Below are 15064 nucleotides of genomic sequence, written 5' to 3' on the forward strand. Positions count from 1 at the left end.
CCGAGCACGACTGGCGCGCGGAGCTGGACGGCGCGGGCAACTACCGCCGTACGGTCGGGCTCGTCGGCGCCTCCCGCATCGGCCGCCGGGTGGCCGAGCTGCTGCGGCCGTTCGATCTCGACGTCCTGCTGTACGACCCGTACGTCGACGCCGAAGCGGCGGCGGCGCTCGGCACGGCGGCCGTACCGCTCGACGAGCTGTGCGCGCGCAGCTCGATCGTCTCCGTACACGCCCCGCAGCTCGCGGCGACGCACCACATGATCGGCGCGGCGCAGCTCGCGGCCATGGCGGACGGCGCGACGCTGATCAACACCTCGCGCGGCTCGCTCGTGGACGAGCGGGCGCTGCTGCCCGAGCTGGTCTCCGGCCGGCTGCACGCCGTACTGGACGTGACGGAGCCGGAACTGCCGCCTGCGGATTCGCCGTTGTACGACCTGCCGAACGTGCTGCTCACCCCGCATGTGGCGGGCTCGCTCGGCAACGAGATCCACCGTATGGCGGACCAGGCGCTCGACGAGATCGAGCGCTACACGAAGGGCCTGCCCTTCGCCGATCCCGTACTCCCGGCGGCGCTGCACCTCTCCGCGTAGCCCGCGGCGCCGGACGGCGTACGCACCGAGGCCCGGTGCCCCCGCGAGGGGACACCGGGCCTCGGTGTACTGAACAGACTGAGCAGCGACGCGCTACGTCAGTGGCTGTGCCCGTGGCCGCCGGCCGCCTCGGGCTCCTCCTCCGCCGGCTTCTCGACGACCAGGGTCTCGGTCGTGAGCAGCAGGGCGGCGATGGAAGCGGCGTTCTCCAGCGCGGAGCGGGTGACCTTGACCGGGTCGATGACGCCGGCCTTCACCAGGTCGACGTACTCGCCGGTCGCGGCGTTGAAGCCGTGGCCCTTGTCGAGCTCGGAGACCTTCGCGGTGATGACGTAGCCCTCCAGGCCCGCGTTCTCCGCGATCCAGCGCAGCGGCTCGACGACGGCGCGGCGGACGACGGCGACACCGGTGGCCTCGTCGCCCTCCTTGCCGAGGTTGCCTTCGAGCACCTTGGCGGCGTGCACCAGGGCGGAGCCACCACCGGAGACGATGCCCTCCTCGACCGCGGCGCGGGTCGCGGAGATGGCGTCCTCCAGACGGTGCTTCTTCTCCTTGAGCTCCACCTCGGTGGCGGCACCCACGGAGATCACGCACACGCCGCCGGCCAGCTTCGCGAGGCGCTCCTGGAGCTTCTCGCGGTCCCAGTCGGAGTCCGTGGACTCGATCTCGGCCTTGATCTGGTTGACGCGCCCGACGACCTCGGTGCTGTCGCCACCACCGTCGACGATCGTCGTGTCGTCCTTGGTGATCGTCACGCGGCGGGCGGAGCCCAGCACGTCGAGACCGGCCTGGTCGAGCTTGAGGCCGACCTCCTCGGCGATGACGGTCGCACCGGTGAGGGTGGCGATGTCGCCGAGCATGGCCTTGCGGCGGTCACCGAAGCCGGGGGCCTTCACCGCGACGGCGTTGAAGGTGCCACGGATCTTGTTGACGACGAGGGTGGAGAGCGCCTCGCCCTCGACATCCTCGGCGATGATCAGCAGCGGCTTGGAGCCACCCGCCTGGATGACCTTCTCCAGCAGCGGCAGCATGTCCTGGATGGAGGAGATCTTGCCCTGGTTGATCAGGATGTACGGGTCGTCGAGGACGGCCTCCATACGCTCCTGGTCGGTCACCATGTACGGCGACAGGTAACCCTTGTCGAAGGCCATGCCCTCGGTGAAGTCCAGCTCAAGGCCGAAAGTGTTGGACTCCTCGACGGTGATGACACCGTCCTTGCCGACCTTGTCCATCGCCTCGGCGATGAGGTCACCGACCTGCTGGTCCTGCGCGGAGAGCGCGGCCACGGCGGCGATGTCGGACTTGTCGTCGATCGGGCGCGCGGTCGCCAGCAGCTCCTGCGAGACGGCGGCGACGGCTGCGTCGATGCCCTTCTTCAGGGCGGCGGGGGAAGCACCGGCGGCGACGTTGCGCAGGCCCTCGCGGACCAGCGCCTGGGCCAGCACGGTCGCGGTGGTGGTGCCGTCACCCGCGATGTCGTTGGTCTTGGTCGCCACCTCCTTCACCAGCTGCGCGCCCAGGTTCTCGTACGGGTCGTCGAGCTCGACCTCGCGGGCGATCGTGACACCGTCGTTGGTGATGGTCGGGGCGCCGAACTTCTTGTCGATGACGACGTTGCGGCCCTTGGGGCCGATCGTCACCTTCACCGTGTCGGCAAGCTTGTTGACGCCGCGCTCGAGGGCGCGACGGGCGTCCTCGTCGAACTTCAGGATCTTCGCCATTAGAGCTTCTGTGTCCTCTCAAATGAACTGCGCCCCCGTCCGCCCGGCAATCGCAGGGGGGCCGAGGGCGCAGATCAAAAGCAAACGAACTGGTGAATTACTTCTCGATGATCGCGAGAACGTCGCGAGCCGAGAGGACGAGGTACTCCTCGCCGCTGTACTTCACCTCGGTGCCGCCGTACTTGCTGTAAAGAACGACGTCGCCGACGGAAACGTCGAGCGGAAGCCGCTCGCCGTTCTCGAAACGGCCCGGACCGACTGCCAGGACGACGCCCTCCTGGGGCTTCTCCTTCGCAGTGTCCGGGATGACCAGGCCAGAGGCCGTGGTCTGCTCGGCGTCGAGCGGCTGGACCACAATGCGGTCCTCGAGCGGCTTGATGGCAACCTTGGTGCTGGCGGTCGTCACGATCCGACCTCCCCCTTCGGAGATCTCACGGGGTTAACTGTCTGGGGTGGCGACAGCTGGGATCCGTCGTCGCGGGAGCCGGACCTGCTTGTCGCGCTTTGGCACTCTCCAGTGGGGAGTGCCAGACCTGAGACTATGACCGCGGTTAGCACTCGGTCAAGCGGAGTGCCAGCGGGCGGGCGCGTGGCGGATCCGCGCGGATCACGAAACCGCTGGCCGGAGGCGGCCGTTCCGTACGAGAGTACGAGCGTGACAAACCCTCTCGACCCGGCGTCCTCCGCCGACGCGGCACCCTCCGCCGACGCGGCGCGGCCGACGCGTGGCGCCGACGCGTTCCTGGCCTTCGTCGTCCTGGTCGGCGACGCCATGCTCCTGGGGATCGGCACGCTGCTGCTGATCTTCGCCCAGCTCGACGTGGGCCCCCGGGACCTGCCGCCGCGCACGGTGCCGGAGATGGACTGGGCGCCGCTGCTCTCGTACGGCGTCCCGGTGCTGCTGATCGCGCTGTCGGTCTGGTGGTTCGTACGGAGCAGGCACCCGATCACCGTCTGCGTACAGGTCCTGGTGGTGCTGGTGGTCGGCGGGGCGATGCTGGCGGTGACGGCACGGGCCTACCAGCACGCGCACCCGCCGCCGCGGCCCCCGCAGCGCCACTACGTGCCGTGCTACAGCGGCAGCGGCGACTGCCCGGGCGGCTGAAGCGCGGCGGCGCGGGCGGCTGAGCGCGGCAGCCCCCGTGGGGGCCGGGGTCAGACGTAGTCCTCCAGCTTGGCCACGGCGAAGCCGCTGTCGGTGATCCGCTTCAGCAGCGACCTGATCAGGTCCGGCATCGACGCCTTCCAGTCGGAACGGCCCCTGAAGTGGGTAAGGATGATGTCGCCGGGGTCCAGGTGCTGGTCGGCGTCCCGCCAGTCCATGTGGTCGGGGAACGCCTCGGTCTCCCACAGCGGTACGGCGGTCACTCCGCACGCCTTGGCGATACGCAGCGTGTCGGCGTTGTAGTTGCCGAACGGCGGCCGGAAGAGCGTCGGCCGCTTCCCGTAGTGCTTGGCGAGCTTGTCCTGCTGGTCGCAGATCTCGTGCCGCTGCTGGGCCGGGGTGAGCTTGGGAAGGTAAAGATGGTGCAGGGTGTGGTTGTTCAGCGAGACGCCGAGGTTCTGCGCCTTCTTGAAGTAGCCGTAGTTGTCGCTGATCAGGTAGTCGCTGAGGAACGCGCTGTACGGAATGCGCAGCTCGGACATCATCCGCAACAGCTCGGGGTCCTTCTCCGCGCCGTCGTCCATGGTCAGGAAGACGACCTTGTCCTTGACGGGGACGGTCGTGAACACCGGTGGCAGTCCCGCGTCGCCGCCCCTGACCTCGAAGCCCTTGCGGGTGGTGATCTTCGGCTTGACCGCGGGCGGCGGGGGCGCGAGCAGGGGCACCTTGCGCAGCCCCCACTTCTTGGCCAGGGCGACCCGGGCGAGCTGGCCGCGCTTGAGCAGGTCCGCCTGTGCGGCCACGGCCCCGGCTGGTCCGCCCAGCGCCTGCGCTGCCTGCGCCGCCTGCGGCCCGGCGGCGGGCTTGGCGGGTACGGGACGCAGGGCCGGCTTCGATGCGGGAGCGGCGGGCGGGAAGGTGATCGGGCGGACATCGAGCGGCAGGGGCATCGGCCGGGACGTGGGACCGCCCCCGGCGCCGTCCGCCCCTGCGGCGCAGCCGGAGCCGATCGCGGCGACCAGCAGTACCGCGAGTGCCGTACGGGTACGCCGGGCGCCCCGGAGCCGGGCTCGCGCCTGCGCCCTCGGCCGCGCCGTTGCCACCCCTTTGGTCACCGCATCTTCCTTTTGTCTTACTAGTTGCATGGCCCCGCATCCTGTCAGCGCTGCGCGCCGCCGCCCGGCAGACACCTCCGCCCGAAGCGCGCGGTCCCCCGGCTGGCCCACAATGGCCGGGTGACCGACCGCACGCCCGCCCCGCACCCGTCGCCCACCCCGCACCCCGCGCCCGCGCCCGCACCGTCGCCCGCCTCCGCCGGCCTGGCGCCGCTGCTGTCGGCCGAGGGCCAGGCGCTCCTCGCCGAACTGCGCGACCACGACCCCGCGACGGAACTCGCCCTCGCCACCCGGCTGCGCCGTGACCACCCGGCCGAACTGGTCTCGGCGGCGCTGGCGCAGGCGCGGCTGCGCCAGCGCGCGGTGGCGAAGTTCGGCGCCGAGGACGCGTACCGGATGTTCTTCACGCCCAACGGCGTCGAACAGGCCACCCGCACCGTGGTCGCCGCCCACCGGGCCGCCCGGTTCCGCCGCACCGGCGCGCGCCGGATCACCGACCTGTGCTGCGGGATCGGCGGCGACGCGCTCGCCCTGGCCCGCGCGGGGTTCGCCGTGACGGCCGTCGATCTGGACGGTCCGACGTGCGAGATCGCGGCGGCCAACCTCCGTACGCTGGCGCCCGCCCCGCCCCCGGCGACCGTGCTCAACGCCGACGTCCTGACCCACGACCTGTCGGACGCCGAGGCCGTCTTCGTCGACCCGGCCCGGCGCGGCGGCCGGGGCAGGATCTTCGACCCCGAGGCGTACGCGCCGCCGCTGTCCTGGGCGATCGAAGCGGTACGCCGGGTCGGCACGGGAGCCGTCAAGATCGCCCCCGGCATCCCGCACGAACTCGTCCCCGACGACTTCGAGGCGGAGTGGATCTCGGCGGGCGGCGACGTGAAGGAGGCGGTGCTCTGGCACGCGCCCGCCTCGTCCGACATCACCCCCGGCGCCCGCCGCGCCACCCTGCTCCCCACCGGCGCGACCCTCACCACCCGCGGCCTCCCCAACCCCCCGGTCCGCCCACTCGGCCGCTACCTCTACGAACCGGACGGCGCCGTCATCCGCGCCCACCTGGTGGCCGAGGCAGCCGAAGACCTCGCCGGCGCCCTGATCGACGAGACGATCGCGTACATCACCTCCGACCACCTGCGCCCCACCCCGTACGCCACGGCGTACGAGATCACCGACCAACTCCCCTTCGGCCTGAAGAAACTGAAGGCACTGCTGCGCGAACGCGAGGTGGGCGTACTGACGGTGAAGAAACGCGGCTCGGCGGTGGAACCGGAAGAACTCCGCCGCCGCATGAAACTCAAGGGCCCGAACGCCACGACGGTCTTCCTGACGAGAGTCGCCGGAGCCCCGACGATGCTGCTCGGCGCCCCCGCCAAAGGGGCCGAAAATCTCTGACGTCCCCTCACGGTCCCCTGTTTATAGTATTGACGGCAAGATCCATACGGGGTGATGGACAACTGTCCGGGGGGGGATCATGGTGGACCGGCCCGATCTCGACGTCTCGGAGGACGACCTGACGCGCCTGTCGGGCGACCTGGACGACATGCAGCAGCATCTGAACAGCCAGGTACGGCGGATGGACGCGATCGTCGACCGCATCGAGGCAGGGTGGCAGGGCGCGGCCGCCACCGGATACCGCGACCTGCACCGAGGCGCCGCCGAGGACGCCGTACGCATCCGTGAGGTCCTGGTCGTCATCGAAGAGGCAGTGCGCCTGAGCCGCGACGGCTTCACCCACCAGGAACTCGAAACGCTACGCCGGATGCGCGGCGCCGAGTCCCAGGTCGACGTGGCGGGCGAGGCGGCGAAACTGTCCGACGACACCTCCGCACCCCAGAGCCGCATCCTCGACATCTGACCGATCTGAGCCATCGCATCCAACCGGGGGGAACAGATGCCGGACGACGACCACATCAAGGTCAGCTTCGCCACGTTGCGCGAACTCGCGGGTGAGCTGGAGGACATACTCAAACAGCTGAACCAGCGCCTCGACTCGCTCTACGACCGTACGGAGAAGGTCGTCCTGAGCTGGGACGGCCAGGCGCGGGACGCCTTCGTGGACGAACTCGACACCTGGGACCGCTCGATGCAGGACCTCCAGGCCGCCCAGGCCTGGCTCCACGAGGTCGTGACGACGGGCCACGCCAACTACGCGGCGGCACACCGGGCGGTGCTGCGCGGCTGGGGAGCAGCCTGATGGCCACCCCACCACCGCCCCAGCCCTCACCGTCCGCTTCGCCGTCCGCAGGCGACGCACCGCCTGTACCGCCGATGCCCGACCGGACGCCCAGTCCTACCCCTGGCCCGTCCCCCGATCCGAACTACGAACCGCCGCCCCCGCCGCCCACCGGGGCGGACGGTCTGCCCAGCGACAAGCGCCGCAAGTGGGAGCGGGAACAGCTGAAGCAGCCGGCGCCGGACGCGGGAGGCGGCTTCGACGTGCGGCCCGGCCACGTCTACTACACGTCCGCACTCGTGCGCGACGAGCAGTTCACGTTCCACAAGGCCGGCCAGCAGATGGTCGAGGACGTCGACCATCGCCAGGCCGCGGGCAAGGGCGAGGGCCCCGACGCGTTCGCCGCCGCGTACGAGGATGTCGCCAAACGGTTCCTCGACGTGTGGGCCAGATGCATCCAGAGCATCGGCGGCGTGGCCGTCGGACTCACGGAAACGGCCAACCACTACCAGGCCGCAGACTGGGCAGCGCGCAAAATACAGGGCCCGCCGCCCCGCAGGGACCCGCCGATCGGCGTCGGCAACACGCACTACGGTCCTGTCGCCTCCATCAAGTGGACCGGCACGGGAGACGGCACGGACATCCCGTTCGTGGCCGGGATAGGCAACTTCCCCGACTTTCTCTCCGACTTGATCGAGCCGGCCATCAAAGAGGGACTCCGGCTCGGGAAGACCCACGACATCACGCCGGGCGCGGACAGTGACGATCTGCGTGGCATCGGGGACGGCTGGAAGCGGACCGGAGACTCCGCGAAAACGTCGGCCGGTAACTTCGCGGGGATCATCGGCTATCTGACGGACGACGGAAACAGCGAATGGCAGGCCGCGATGAACGGCTTCTGCCAGTCCATCTGGGGAACGACACCGTGGGGCGAACCGCGCAACGCGGACGGCACAGCGGTGCCCAAGGGCTCCTCCGGGGGACGGGAATGGCGCACCAACCCGTCGAAGAAACCCGGTGAGCGGCAACCCGTCATTGAGGTGCTGCAGAAGACGGCGAATGCCGTGAAGAAGGCGTGCGACGACCTGGCCACCACGGCGGACACCACCAGGGAGACCACGTCCCGGCTCGGTTCCGAGGCCGCGAAGGCGACCGTGAAGGACCTCACGACCGGTCTTGACTTCGGGGAGCTGACGCGGCTGGGCTCCACCTTGGCGTTCGGCGAGATCGTCATGACGTTCCGGTCCCACATGGACAAGTCAGGTGTGGACGCCGCCGTGGACGCGTACCAGCAGGCCTTCCACGATGCCGCCGCGACGCTCAGCGGCCTGCTCCCCGAGCTGGAGGAGGCGTACCAGAGCGCGCCGACCTACCAGTCGGAGGAGGCTCGGGCCGAGGGGTTCGGCGCCCGGTCCCTCGACGAGTTCAAACCACGGCACCGTTGGACGAAGGACGGGGACACCGCCAACGGCAACTACCAGCTCGACCTGGCATCGACGGAGTGGCTGAACAACTCGCACACGCTCAACAAACATGTCGGGCTGACCGACGACCAGCTCGCCCAGCGGCTGCGCGACGATTTGAAGAAACCGCCGCGACCCGGCACCGCCTGGCCGTACGGACAGCCGAAGATAGGAAACGCATCGACGTTCCCGGACATCGACACGGCGCAACGACTCACGCAGTACACGATTGACCGGAACAACAGCAAGATCAGCACCTGGCTCGCGACCCAGCCCAATCCCAAAGAACCGCGTCTCGATATTCGAGTGGATCATCCGGCCAACCCGGATGAATTCAGCGGACGCAGTATCGACAGGACGGAGATGCAGACGTCACCCTTCCCGTCGGGCAAGGCAACGGACGTGAAGGGCGTCGAAACCCGCCTGGCGTATGATCCGGACCTGGACCCTCCCTTCACCGTGGTGACGTCCATGCCGGTGGCCGCGAAGCCCGGCACAGGCCCTTAATGCCCCGCCAGGAAACAAGGGAGGTTATTTTGACGCCGATTCGAGACCATTGGCGACTGCCCGGCGCCAGAGAACTGCTGTCGATCGTCGACCACAAAGGCATCCCGGACGACCGCACCGAATGGGAGCCCGCGCTGGCATCCTCGATTCGAGGGCTCTATTACGCCGCGAGCGGCGGCGGTCGGACCCTGCACGAGACTGCTGCTCAACTACGCACGGCTGCCGATCTGTTCATCGACGATCCCGGCTCATCCGTACTGGAGAACATTCCCAGGACAGTCACTCCCGAGAAAACACCCGCAGTCCTCCGGGAAATCGCGGAGCATCTCGACACATGGAAGCCTTTCCCGGCCGAAGGCAGAACCTGTCCCGTCAGGACGACAGCCACCGAACTCGAATTCCGATTCCCTCGGTTGAGTCAGATCCTGCCCATCTACTTCGGTCAGGACGGTCTTGCCGTCTCGGACGACATGAGCGACGCGACCACCGAGGAGGGCATCGCCATGGTGATCAACGAGGCTCACCCTGCCTGTCCGTGGCACCTGCCTGCCGTGGCCGGCGAGTGCTATGAGGCGTTGGCCACGTTCCAGACCGAGGAACGATTGGATCTGTTCTTCACCGGCGTGATCCACGGCGGCTCCAGCTACGCGGACTTCACGGAATTCTTCCCCATGCTCGCGCAAGCCTGCATCGACCACATGACGGAGTTCCACCCAGTCAGCTGGGACGGACGCTGACCACATCCAGGCAGGGCAATCAATCATGCGAACGCGCAGCGCCAGCTATCCCGACCGGGAGACCGCCCAGTGGGCCACGCAGCAGGTGGTGACGTGGAACGAGCAGGCGATTCATCGGTGGCTCGCTCAGAACACCCGACAGCGGCTCACCGTCGAGGCCGCCTGGCCTTCGCGGGCCGAGCCCGTGGGGCGGGTGTTGTTGCAGGCCATGATGCTGGCCGGGCGGGAGCCTGTGGACGTGCGGGCCGCTCGGGTCGTGCTCAAGCGGGACGCCGGCAGTCCGCACGGTTTCACCGTCCACGCCACCTTCCCGATCCACCTCTAGAGGCAGGCCGTCCATGTCCCTGAAGCCCCTCGAACACGACCGTAAGTACGGCGAGTTGGATCAGGTCATCCGTGCGTTCGTGGGCAGGACCGCCGACGACGAGGAAGCGCTGGCCGGCTATCTGCGGCATACCTGGCGTACCCGGCCGTGGGCGCTCGCCGTGGCCGAGGAGCAGTTGCGGCAGTACGCCGAACATCCGCCGGGGCGGCTGCGGCTGCGGCTCGGTGAGTTCTATCCGGTGCCCGATGTCGGACTGGCCGACTCCGAGATCCAGGCGTGGCTGCTGTCCCTCGCCGATCGCATCAAAGTAAGCGTCGAGAACGGCGCGGCACCGCCGGCCTCGACTCCGCGGACCCATGGCGAGTGGCATGCCCGCTTCCCCGAACTCGCGCAGTTCCTGGGCGGGTGGTTCTCGCAGGACATGCCCGACGAGTTCGAGGATCACGACGCGGCGCTCCAGGACTACCTCGACACCACCGACCCCGGCCTGGTCGCCGCGCTCGCCGGGGAGCTGGCCGAGCTGTTGGCGCTGCCGCTCGGGGAGTCCGACCACGCCGTCGCCGTCGCCGAGCTGGGCATGGAGATGGATCCTCCCGAGCCCTACTCCCCCAGCGGCTGGCTCGCCGCCCTCGCCGTCCGGCTCAGGTGATCGGGGGCTCGGCGGGCACGAGTTACCGGTCCGCTTCGGAGGTGCCGCCTGTTCGTTCGTCTTGTGTGTCCGTCTCCGGGGACCGGCAGTGGATGCGGATGCCTGTGGCGTCCGGGGCGTGGTGGGGGCGGAGGACCAGGTGGTCGTCGTAGTCGCCGCCGTTCTGGTGGCGGTAGGAGATCGGGGGCGTTTGCGGGAGGGTGAGAAGGCGGTCGCGTAGTTGGGTCGCCGCCGTCGCGTAGTCGGCGTCCGACAGGGCTACCGCGCCGTTGACGACCAGTGGGGGGACGACGTCCATGCCCGTGTACCAGAGCGTGCCGTGCAGGACGGGGAACAGGACCTCGTTGATGTCGCCGTGGATCCCGCGCGGGCCCGTCGTGGCGGCGTTCGCGCCGACCGTCGTCACCACCATGGCGCGCCTGCCGGTCAGGCCGCCGTTGCCGTAGCGCTGGGCGCGGCCGGTTTCCGGGTCGAGGACGCCTTGCGCGTAGCCCTGCACGAACAGCCGGTCGAACCAGCCCTTCAGGATGGCCGGCATGCTGAACCACCAGAGCGGGAACTGCACGATCAGCGTGTCCGCCCGGTCCAGTTTGGCCTGTTCGCGGCGGATGTCGTCGCTGAGCGTCCCCGACTCGAAGGCCTGCTGGGACTCGTTGAGTACGTCGAGCCGCTTCACCGGGTCGTGACGGAAGTCGGCATGGTCGACGACCGGGTTCCACTTCATGGCGTACAGGTCCGACTCCACCACCTCGTGCCCGTGTTCGCGCAGCACGGCGATCCCCTCGTCGCGCAACGCGCCGTTCAGCGAGCGCGGGTCGGGGTGGGCCGACACCCAGAGCACCTGCATGGAGTCATCCCTTCGCGCGTGGTCTTTTCCGTGTGCGGTCGCGCAGAAGGCGACCGCACACCCGCACGACGGTGCCTGCCCTCACGCCAGGTCCGTAAGCTCGTCGGCGTAGATCTGCGACAGCGGCTGCGGGCCGATGTACTGCTGGCAGTTGCACTGCCTGCGTTCGTACCGCAGCGGCTTCTTGTTCTCGTCCCACTCCGTCGGCACTTCCACGTCCTCGTGGCACTTGCCCTTGCGGTCGTGCTTTGCCAGATGGTGTGAGCATCCGCATACCGGCTCGGGTGGCTTGTGTGCCTCTTCCAGAGCCAGCCGTTCCTTCTCGCCCAGCTTGAGCCGTTCCATCCTTCGCTCATGCCGGGTTTTCAGCGCCGTACGCCCGGTGTCGGCTATCCAACTGAAGCCGCCCACCATAAAGAAGACGAAAACCCACCAAAACCAGTCCATCCGCCGCCCCTTAACCCTGAATGGCGCATGCGTTCCCACTCCAGGATAGGCCGGACACGGTAGGAACCGCCTCAGCGATGGGCGCCGCCCCTGCCCCGCCCGGAAACCGGCCGCAGCAACCGCCCTGACCAGCGCAGATGTCCGGCCGCCCGAACGAAGCCCAGAACACCCGCCAGCAGGACTGTCGCGGCGAGACCGTACGCGTACAACATCTGACCGACGGTGACCGATTCTGCTGCGCCGCCCGCGTTCAGTAGCGTCCACACCCCGTACCCGCAGAGCGCGGCCGACGACAGCAGCCAGCCGGCGCAGCGGCGCTCCGCCCGCAGCCGCTCGTCGGTGACGAGCTCGGCGCCCACATCGGCCCAGTCGTCGAGCCGGTCGCGTATCTCGCGGCCCGTGCTCACCCAGACCGCGATACCGATCGAGGCGGGCAGCAGGAACAGCGCCCCGAGGACCAGGCCGACGAGCCCGGACAGCGCCCCGAGGCCGCCCTGCTCGAAGCTGTCACTCGCCAGCCCCAGCGCCGCCCAGCCGAGGACCGCCACCCCGGCCGCCAGCCAGAGCGCCAGCAGCCGCCACACCGACAGACCCCGGGTCGCCAGCTCCAGCATCGCCGCGTCCCTGGCCGCGACCACGGCCTCGTCGTCGGGCCCGAGGTCCGCCGGCTCCTCGTCGGGCCCGAGGTCCGCCGGCTCGTCGGAGGACAGCTCGTACGGGGACGGGGGCAGCGGGCGGCGGTTGATCATGAGACATGACAGTAGCGGGGCGCCTCGGGCCCTACGCCGGGTGCCCGGCCCCCGCCGACCCCGTGCCCGCCGGGTCGGGCGCGCCCCCGCCGAACAACTCCAGCTTGGCGTAACGCGACTGCCAGAACAGCCGGTTGACCAGCCGCGCGGGCGGCGGCAGGGCGGCCAGGAACTGCCGCTGCTCGACGCGCGGCCTCCCGTCGAGTATCCACGGGCTGTAGACGGCGGCGCCCTTGACGCCCTGAGCCCGCCGCATCTGACCGCCGAAGGCGGCCCAGTCCGCCGGTGTGAGCACGGCCTGGATCAGCGGGAGCGCGCTGATCTCCTCGTGTACGAGGTGATGGCCCAGCGCGTCGGAGAGCTCCCGCAGCCGCTCCGGCAGCACGTCCGGCCGGTCGTCCCTGGCGGCGCCCCTGGGGGCGTCCAGGCCGGCGTCCATGGCGGCGTCGACCGCGGCGAGCAGCGGATCGATCAGGGCGTGTTCCGCCTCCATCTCGTCCAGCAGGGCCAGATCCGCCGGGTCGGTGACGGCGGCGCGCAGCCGGGGCCACAGCGTGTCGTCCTCGACCGTGTGGTGGATGTGCAGCTGGTGCTTGAAGTTGCGCCAGCCCGCCCGGGTCTGCGGCGTGTCCGCCCGGCCCCCGGCAGCGGCGGCCTGGATCCGGCCCAGATCCCGCCGGAAGGCGTTGTGCGTCGCGTACATCATGATGAAGTCGATCTTCTCGGTGTCCGCGCCCCCGGTCATGACGGCCTCCCCGCCTCTGCGACGGCGTGCGGGTGCGCGAACGCGTCGGCGTGGTCGGCCACCCAGTCGGCGAAGGTGCGCGCGGGGCGGCCGAGCAGCCGCTCGACCGTGTCGGTGGCCGGGCCCGGCTCGTGCAGGCACGCGGCGAGATAGCCGAGCATCCGGTCGGGGACGTTCTCCTCGACGCCCTGGGCGAGCATCGCCTCCCTGACCTGGTCGGGCGGGACCTCCTCCCAGGACACCTCCCTGCCGAGCGCGGCGCCGACGGCGGCGACCTTGTCGCGCTGGCTGAGCGACCGAGGCCCGGTGAGCGCGTACGCGCGTCCCGCGTGCGCCTCGTCGGTCAGCGCCAGCGCGGCCACCTCGGCGATGTCCCGCTCATGGATCGCCGAGGTCGCCGCAGCTCCGTACGCCCCCCGAACAACTCCGGTCGTACGGATCTGCGGCGCCCAGACGAGGGCGTTCGCGTCGAAGTCGGCGCAGCGCAGATGCGTCCACGCCAGTCCCGACGCCTCGGCGGCGGTCTCCACCGCCGTGAACGCCTCGGCGAACCGCCGGTAGCCACCGCCGTACTCGACGGTGACCGCCGACAGCACGACCACCCGCCGTACGCCCGCGTCGGCGGCGAGCGCCAGCAGTTCCCCCACCCCCGCGCCGACCGCGCGCGGGCTGAGCAGGATCGCTTCGACGCCGCGCAGCGCGGGCGCGAGGGTCGCGGGCCACGACGGATCGCCGCCGATCACCCGCGCCTCGGCCGGCAGGGCCGCCCCGGCCGGATCGCGGGTGACCGCGGTGACCTGCTCGCCCGCGGCCAGCAGCAGGTCGACCGCCGCGCGGCCGACGTGGCCCGTCGCTCCAGTAATCAAGATCATGGCGTACCTCTCCAGGCACCCCTCGGGGTACCCTGGTCCATGAAGTCCATATCTTACGTGGAGAATATCATATGAGTTCCGTAGAATCAGAAGGGCTCGACGGTGCGGCCGTGGACCCGGCCGGTGGTGCGGCCGGTGACGCGCGCGCCCGCAGACGGCTCGGGGTCTCGGTGAAGGAGTCGCTCCGGGAGCTGAGCGTCCAGCTGTCGCTGCTGAACAACCGGGTCGGCGCCCGGCTGGACCTCAAAGAGGTCGATGTGGACTGTCTTGACCTGATCACCCGGCACGGGCCGATCGGCCCCAGCTCGCTGGCGCGCCGCGCCGGCCTGCATCCGGCGACCATGACCGGCATCCTCGACCGGCTGGAGCGCGGCGGCTGGATCGCGCGCGAGCGGGACGCGTCGGACCGCCGCGCTGTGCTGGTACGGGCGTTGCGCGACCGAACGGGCGAGCTGTTCGGGCTCTACGCGGGGATGAACACCGCGATGGACTCGATCTGCGCGGGGTACGCGGATGCGGAGCTGGAGGTCCTGGCCGACTTCTTGCGGCGCACGGTGGACGCGGGCCGGGTGGCTACGGACGACTTGGCGTCGGACTGACGCGGCGCGGTGTCGCCGTCCGGCGCGGTGTCGGTTGGCGGTTTTGGTTGCGGTTGTTGCCGGGTGTCGTTCCGGGGTCGTGTCCTGCGCTGCATGATTTACGGCGCGTACTCCCCAGACGCGGAGCCACCGCCGAGATGCGCCACAAATCACGCTCTACGCTCCGGACACCACCCCTGCACGACCCCCTTCAGCCCCCGCCCCATCGGGACGGCTGCCCGGACCCGCTGCCCGCAGGGCACCGCTCACCCGCGGCGACGCGGACGGGCGTGCCCGACCACCGGGGGGAGGGGGCCGGGGCCGGAGGAGGGGGGTGTCCGGACGTAAAGCGAAGGAGCTCATGCGACAAGCAGTCCGGACACCCCCCTCCGCAGGACCCGGACACCGACACGGACGATGACAACCGCAACCACCGAACCC

At 70.0% G+C, this 15064-nt stretch carries 18 protein-coding genes; 10 read left to right on the top strand and 8 right to left on the bottom strand.

Annotated features, from left to right (window positions below; translation table 11 throughout):
- Positions 1-590, top strand: a 590-nt coding sequence (locus tag HY68_RS06655) for an NAD(P)-dependent oxidoreductase (RefSeq protein WP_041985552.1), incomplete at its 5' end; no start/stop codon positions are given.
- 98 nt (positions 591-688) lie between these two features.
- On the opposite strand, the gene groL is transcribed toward HY68_RS06655, so the two are convergent.
- Positions 689-2311 carry a chaperonin GroEL gene (gene groL, locus HY68_RS06660; protein ID WP_041985555.1) on the bottom strand — a complete coding sequence of 541 codons (1623 nt, stop codon included), beginning with the start codon at positions 2309-2311 and terminating at the stop codon, positions 689-691.
- Between the two features lie 97 nt (positions 2312-2408).
- Complete coding sequence (groES, locus tag HY68_RS06665) at positions 2409-2717, bottom strand: co-chaperone GroES (protein WP_023539274.1); 309 nt, start codon at positions 2715-2717, stop codon at positions 2409-2411.
- A 249-nt stretch (positions 2718-2966) separates the two neighbouring features.
- On the opposite strand from groES, the gene HY68_RS06670 reads away from it, so the two are divergent.
- A complete protein-coding gene (locus tag HY68_RS06670; protein WP_041985564.1) occupies positions 2967-3416 on the top strand; it encodes a DUF6234 family protein in 450 nt (149 codons plus the stop codon).
- Positions 3417-3466: 50 nt separating this feature from the next.
- Here the strand turns inward: HY68_RS06670 and HY68_RS06675 are convergent, their stop codons facing one another.
- Complete coding sequence (locus HY68_RS06675; RefSeq protein ID WP_241778488.1) at positions 3467-4531, bottom strand: polysaccharide deacetylase family protein; 1065 nt, start codon at positions 4529-4531, stop codon at positions 3467-3469.
- Positions 4532-4735: 204 nt separating this feature from the next.
- On the opposite strand from HY68_RS06675, the gene HY68_RS06680 reads away from it, so the two are divergent.
- The 7 genes from HY68_RS06680 to HY68_RS06710 all read left to right on the top strand — a co-directional run bounded on the left by HY68_RS06680 (position 4736) and on the right by HY68_RS06710 (position 10385).
- On the top strand, positions 4736-5923 hold the full coding sequence (locus tag HY68_RS06680) for a class I SAM-dependent methyltransferase (protein ID WP_107070158.1): 1188 nt from the start codon (positions 4736-4738) through the stop codon (positions 5921-5923).
- Between the two features lie 79 nt (positions 5924-6002).
- Complete coding sequence (locus HY68_RS06685) at positions 6003-6386, top strand: WXG100 family type VII secretion target (protein ID WP_041985569.1); 384 nt, start codon at positions 6003-6005, stop codon at positions 6384-6386.
- 36 nt (positions 6387-6422) lie between these two features.
- Positions 6423-6725, top strand: coding sequence for a WXG100 family type VII secretion target (locus tag HY68_RS06690; protein WP_041985571.1), 303 nt, complete (start codon positions 6423-6425; stop codon positions 6723-6725).
- 74 nt (positions 6726-6799) lie between these two features.
- Positions 6800-8674 (top strand): RNase A-like domain-containing protein, encoded by a 1875-nt coding sequence (locus tag HY68_RS06695; protein WP_052457032.1) that lies wholly within the window; start codon positions 6800-6802, stop codon positions 8672-8674.
- Positions 8674-9411, top strand: a complete 738-nt coding sequence (locus HY68_RS42615; RefSeq protein ID WP_157874292.1) for a hypothetical protein — start codon at positions 8674-8676, stop codon at positions 9409-9411. The genes HY68_RS06695 and HY68_RS42615 overlap by 1 nt, the downstream gene beginning before the upstream one ends.
- Before the next feature lie 25 nt (positions 9412-9436).
- Complete coding sequence (locus tag HY68_RS06705) at positions 9437-9736, top strand: RNase A-like domain-containing protein (protein WP_041985577.1); 300 nt, start codon at positions 9437-9439, stop codon at positions 9734-9736.
- 13 nt (positions 9737-9749) lie between these two features.
- On the top strand, positions 9750-10385 hold the full coding sequence (locus tag HY68_RS06710) for a contact-dependent growth inhibition system immunity protein (protein ID WP_041985580.1): 636 nt from the start codon (positions 9750-9752) through the stop codon (positions 10383-10385).
- A 22-nt stretch (positions 10386-10407) separates the two neighbouring features.
- Here the strand turns inward: HY68_RS06710 and HY68_RS06715 are convergent, their stop codons facing one another.
- The 5 genes from HY68_RS06715 to HY68_RS06735 form a co-directional block, all read right to left on the bottom strand.
- Positions 10408-11232, bottom strand: a complete 825-nt coding sequence (locus tag HY68_RS06715; protein WP_041985583.1) for an NAD(P)H-dependent oxidoreductase — start codon at positions 11230-11232, stop codon at positions 10408-10410.
- Positions 11233-11313: 81 nt separating this feature from the next.
- Complete coding sequence (locus HY68_RS06720; RefSeq protein WP_041985586.1) at positions 11314-11679, bottom strand: hypothetical protein; 366 nt, start codon at positions 11677-11679, stop codon at positions 11314-11316.
- 71 nt (positions 11680-11750) lie between these two features.
- The gene (locus HY68_RS06725; RefSeq protein ID WP_041985588.1) at positions 11751-12428 is read right to left on the bottom strand and encodes a hypothetical protein; all 678 of its coding nucleotides are present in this window, start codon (positions 12426-12428) and stop codon (positions 11751-11753) included.
- Positions 12429-12459: 31 nt separating this feature from the next.
- Positions 12460-13173 (bottom strand): hemerythrin domain-containing protein, encoded by a 714-nt coding sequence (locus HY68_RS06730; protein WP_041985591.1) that lies wholly within the window; start codon positions 13171-13173, stop codon positions 12460-12462.
- Positions 13170-14045: an NAD(P)H-binding protein gene (locus HY68_RS06735; protein WP_041985592.1), complete on the bottom strand. Its 876-nt coding sequence runs from the start codon at positions 14043-14045 to the stop codon at positions 13170-13172. Before HY68_RS06735 ends, HY68_RS06730 begins: the two co-directional genes overlap by 4 nt.
- Before the next feature lie 71 nt (positions 14046-14116).
- Between HY68_RS06735 and HY68_RS06740 the strand changes: the two genes are divergently transcribed.
- On the top strand, positions 14117-14644 hold the full coding sequence (locus HY68_RS06740) for a MarR family transcriptional regulator (protein ID WP_078863464.1): 528 nt from the start codon (positions 14117-14119) through the stop codon (positions 14642-14644).
- Positions 14645-15064 lie beyond the last annotated feature (420 nt).

It is taken from the genome of Streptomyces sp. AcH 505 (genome assembly GCF_000818175.1).
Lineage (GTDB): Bacteria > Actinomycetota > Actinomycetes > Streptomycetales > Streptomycetaceae > Streptomyces.

Excerpts from the sequence above, each read along its gene's own strand:
- groL (WP_041985555.1), bottom strand. The coding sequence starts at position 2,311 with ATGGCGAAGATCCTGAAGTTCGACGAGGACGCCCGTCGCGCCCTCGAG.
- HY68_RS06685 (WP_041985569.1), top strand. The coding sequence starts at position 6,003 with ATGGTGGACCGGCCCGATCTCGACGTCTCGGAGGACGACCTGACGCGC.
- HY68_RS06690 (WP_041985571.1), top strand. The coding sequence starts at position 6,423 with ATGCCGGACGACGACCACATCAAGGTCAGCTTCGCCACGTTGCGCGAA.
- HY68_RS06695 (WP_052457032.1), top strand. The coding sequence starts at position 6,800 with ATGCCCGACCGGACGCCCAGTCCTACCCCTGGCCCGTCCCCCGATCCG.
- HY68_RS42615 (WP_157874292.1), top strand. The coding sequence starts at position 8,674 with ATGCCCCGCCAGGAAACAAGGGAGGTTATTTTGACGCCGATTCGAGAC.
- HY68_RS06705 (WP_041985577.1), top strand. The coding sequence starts at position 9,437 with ATGCGAACGCGCAGCGCCAGCTATCCCGACCGGGAGACCGCCCAGTGG.
- HY68_RS06710 (WP_041985580.1), top strand. The coding sequence starts at position 9,750 with ATGTCCCTGAAGCCCCTCGAACACGACCGTAAGTACGGCGAGTTGGAT.
- HY68_RS06715 (WP_041985583.1), bottom strand. The coding sequence starts at position 11,232 with ATGCAGGTGCTCTGGGTGTCGGCCCACCCCGACCCGCGCTCGCTGAAC.
- HY68_RS06720 (WP_041985586.1), bottom strand. The coding sequence starts at position 11,679 with ATGGACTGGTTTTGGTGGGTTTTCGTCTTCTTTATGGTGGGCGGCTTC.
- HY68_RS06725 (WP_041985588.1), bottom strand. The coding sequence starts at position 12,428 with ATGATCAACCGCCGCCCGCTGCCCCCGTCCCCGTACGAGCTGTCCTCC.
- HY68_RS06730 (WP_041985591.1), bottom strand. The coding sequence starts at position 13,173 with ATGACCGGGGGCGCGGACACCGAGAAGATCGACTTCATCATGATGTAC.
- HY68_RS06735 (WP_041985592.1), bottom strand. The coding sequence starts at position 14,045 with ATGATCTTGATTACTGGAGCGACGGGCCACGTCGGCCGCGCGGCGGTC.
- HY68_RS06740 (WP_078863464.1), top strand. The coding sequence starts at position 14,117 with ATGAGTTCCGTAGAATCAGAAGGGCTCGACGGTGCGGCCGTGGACCCG.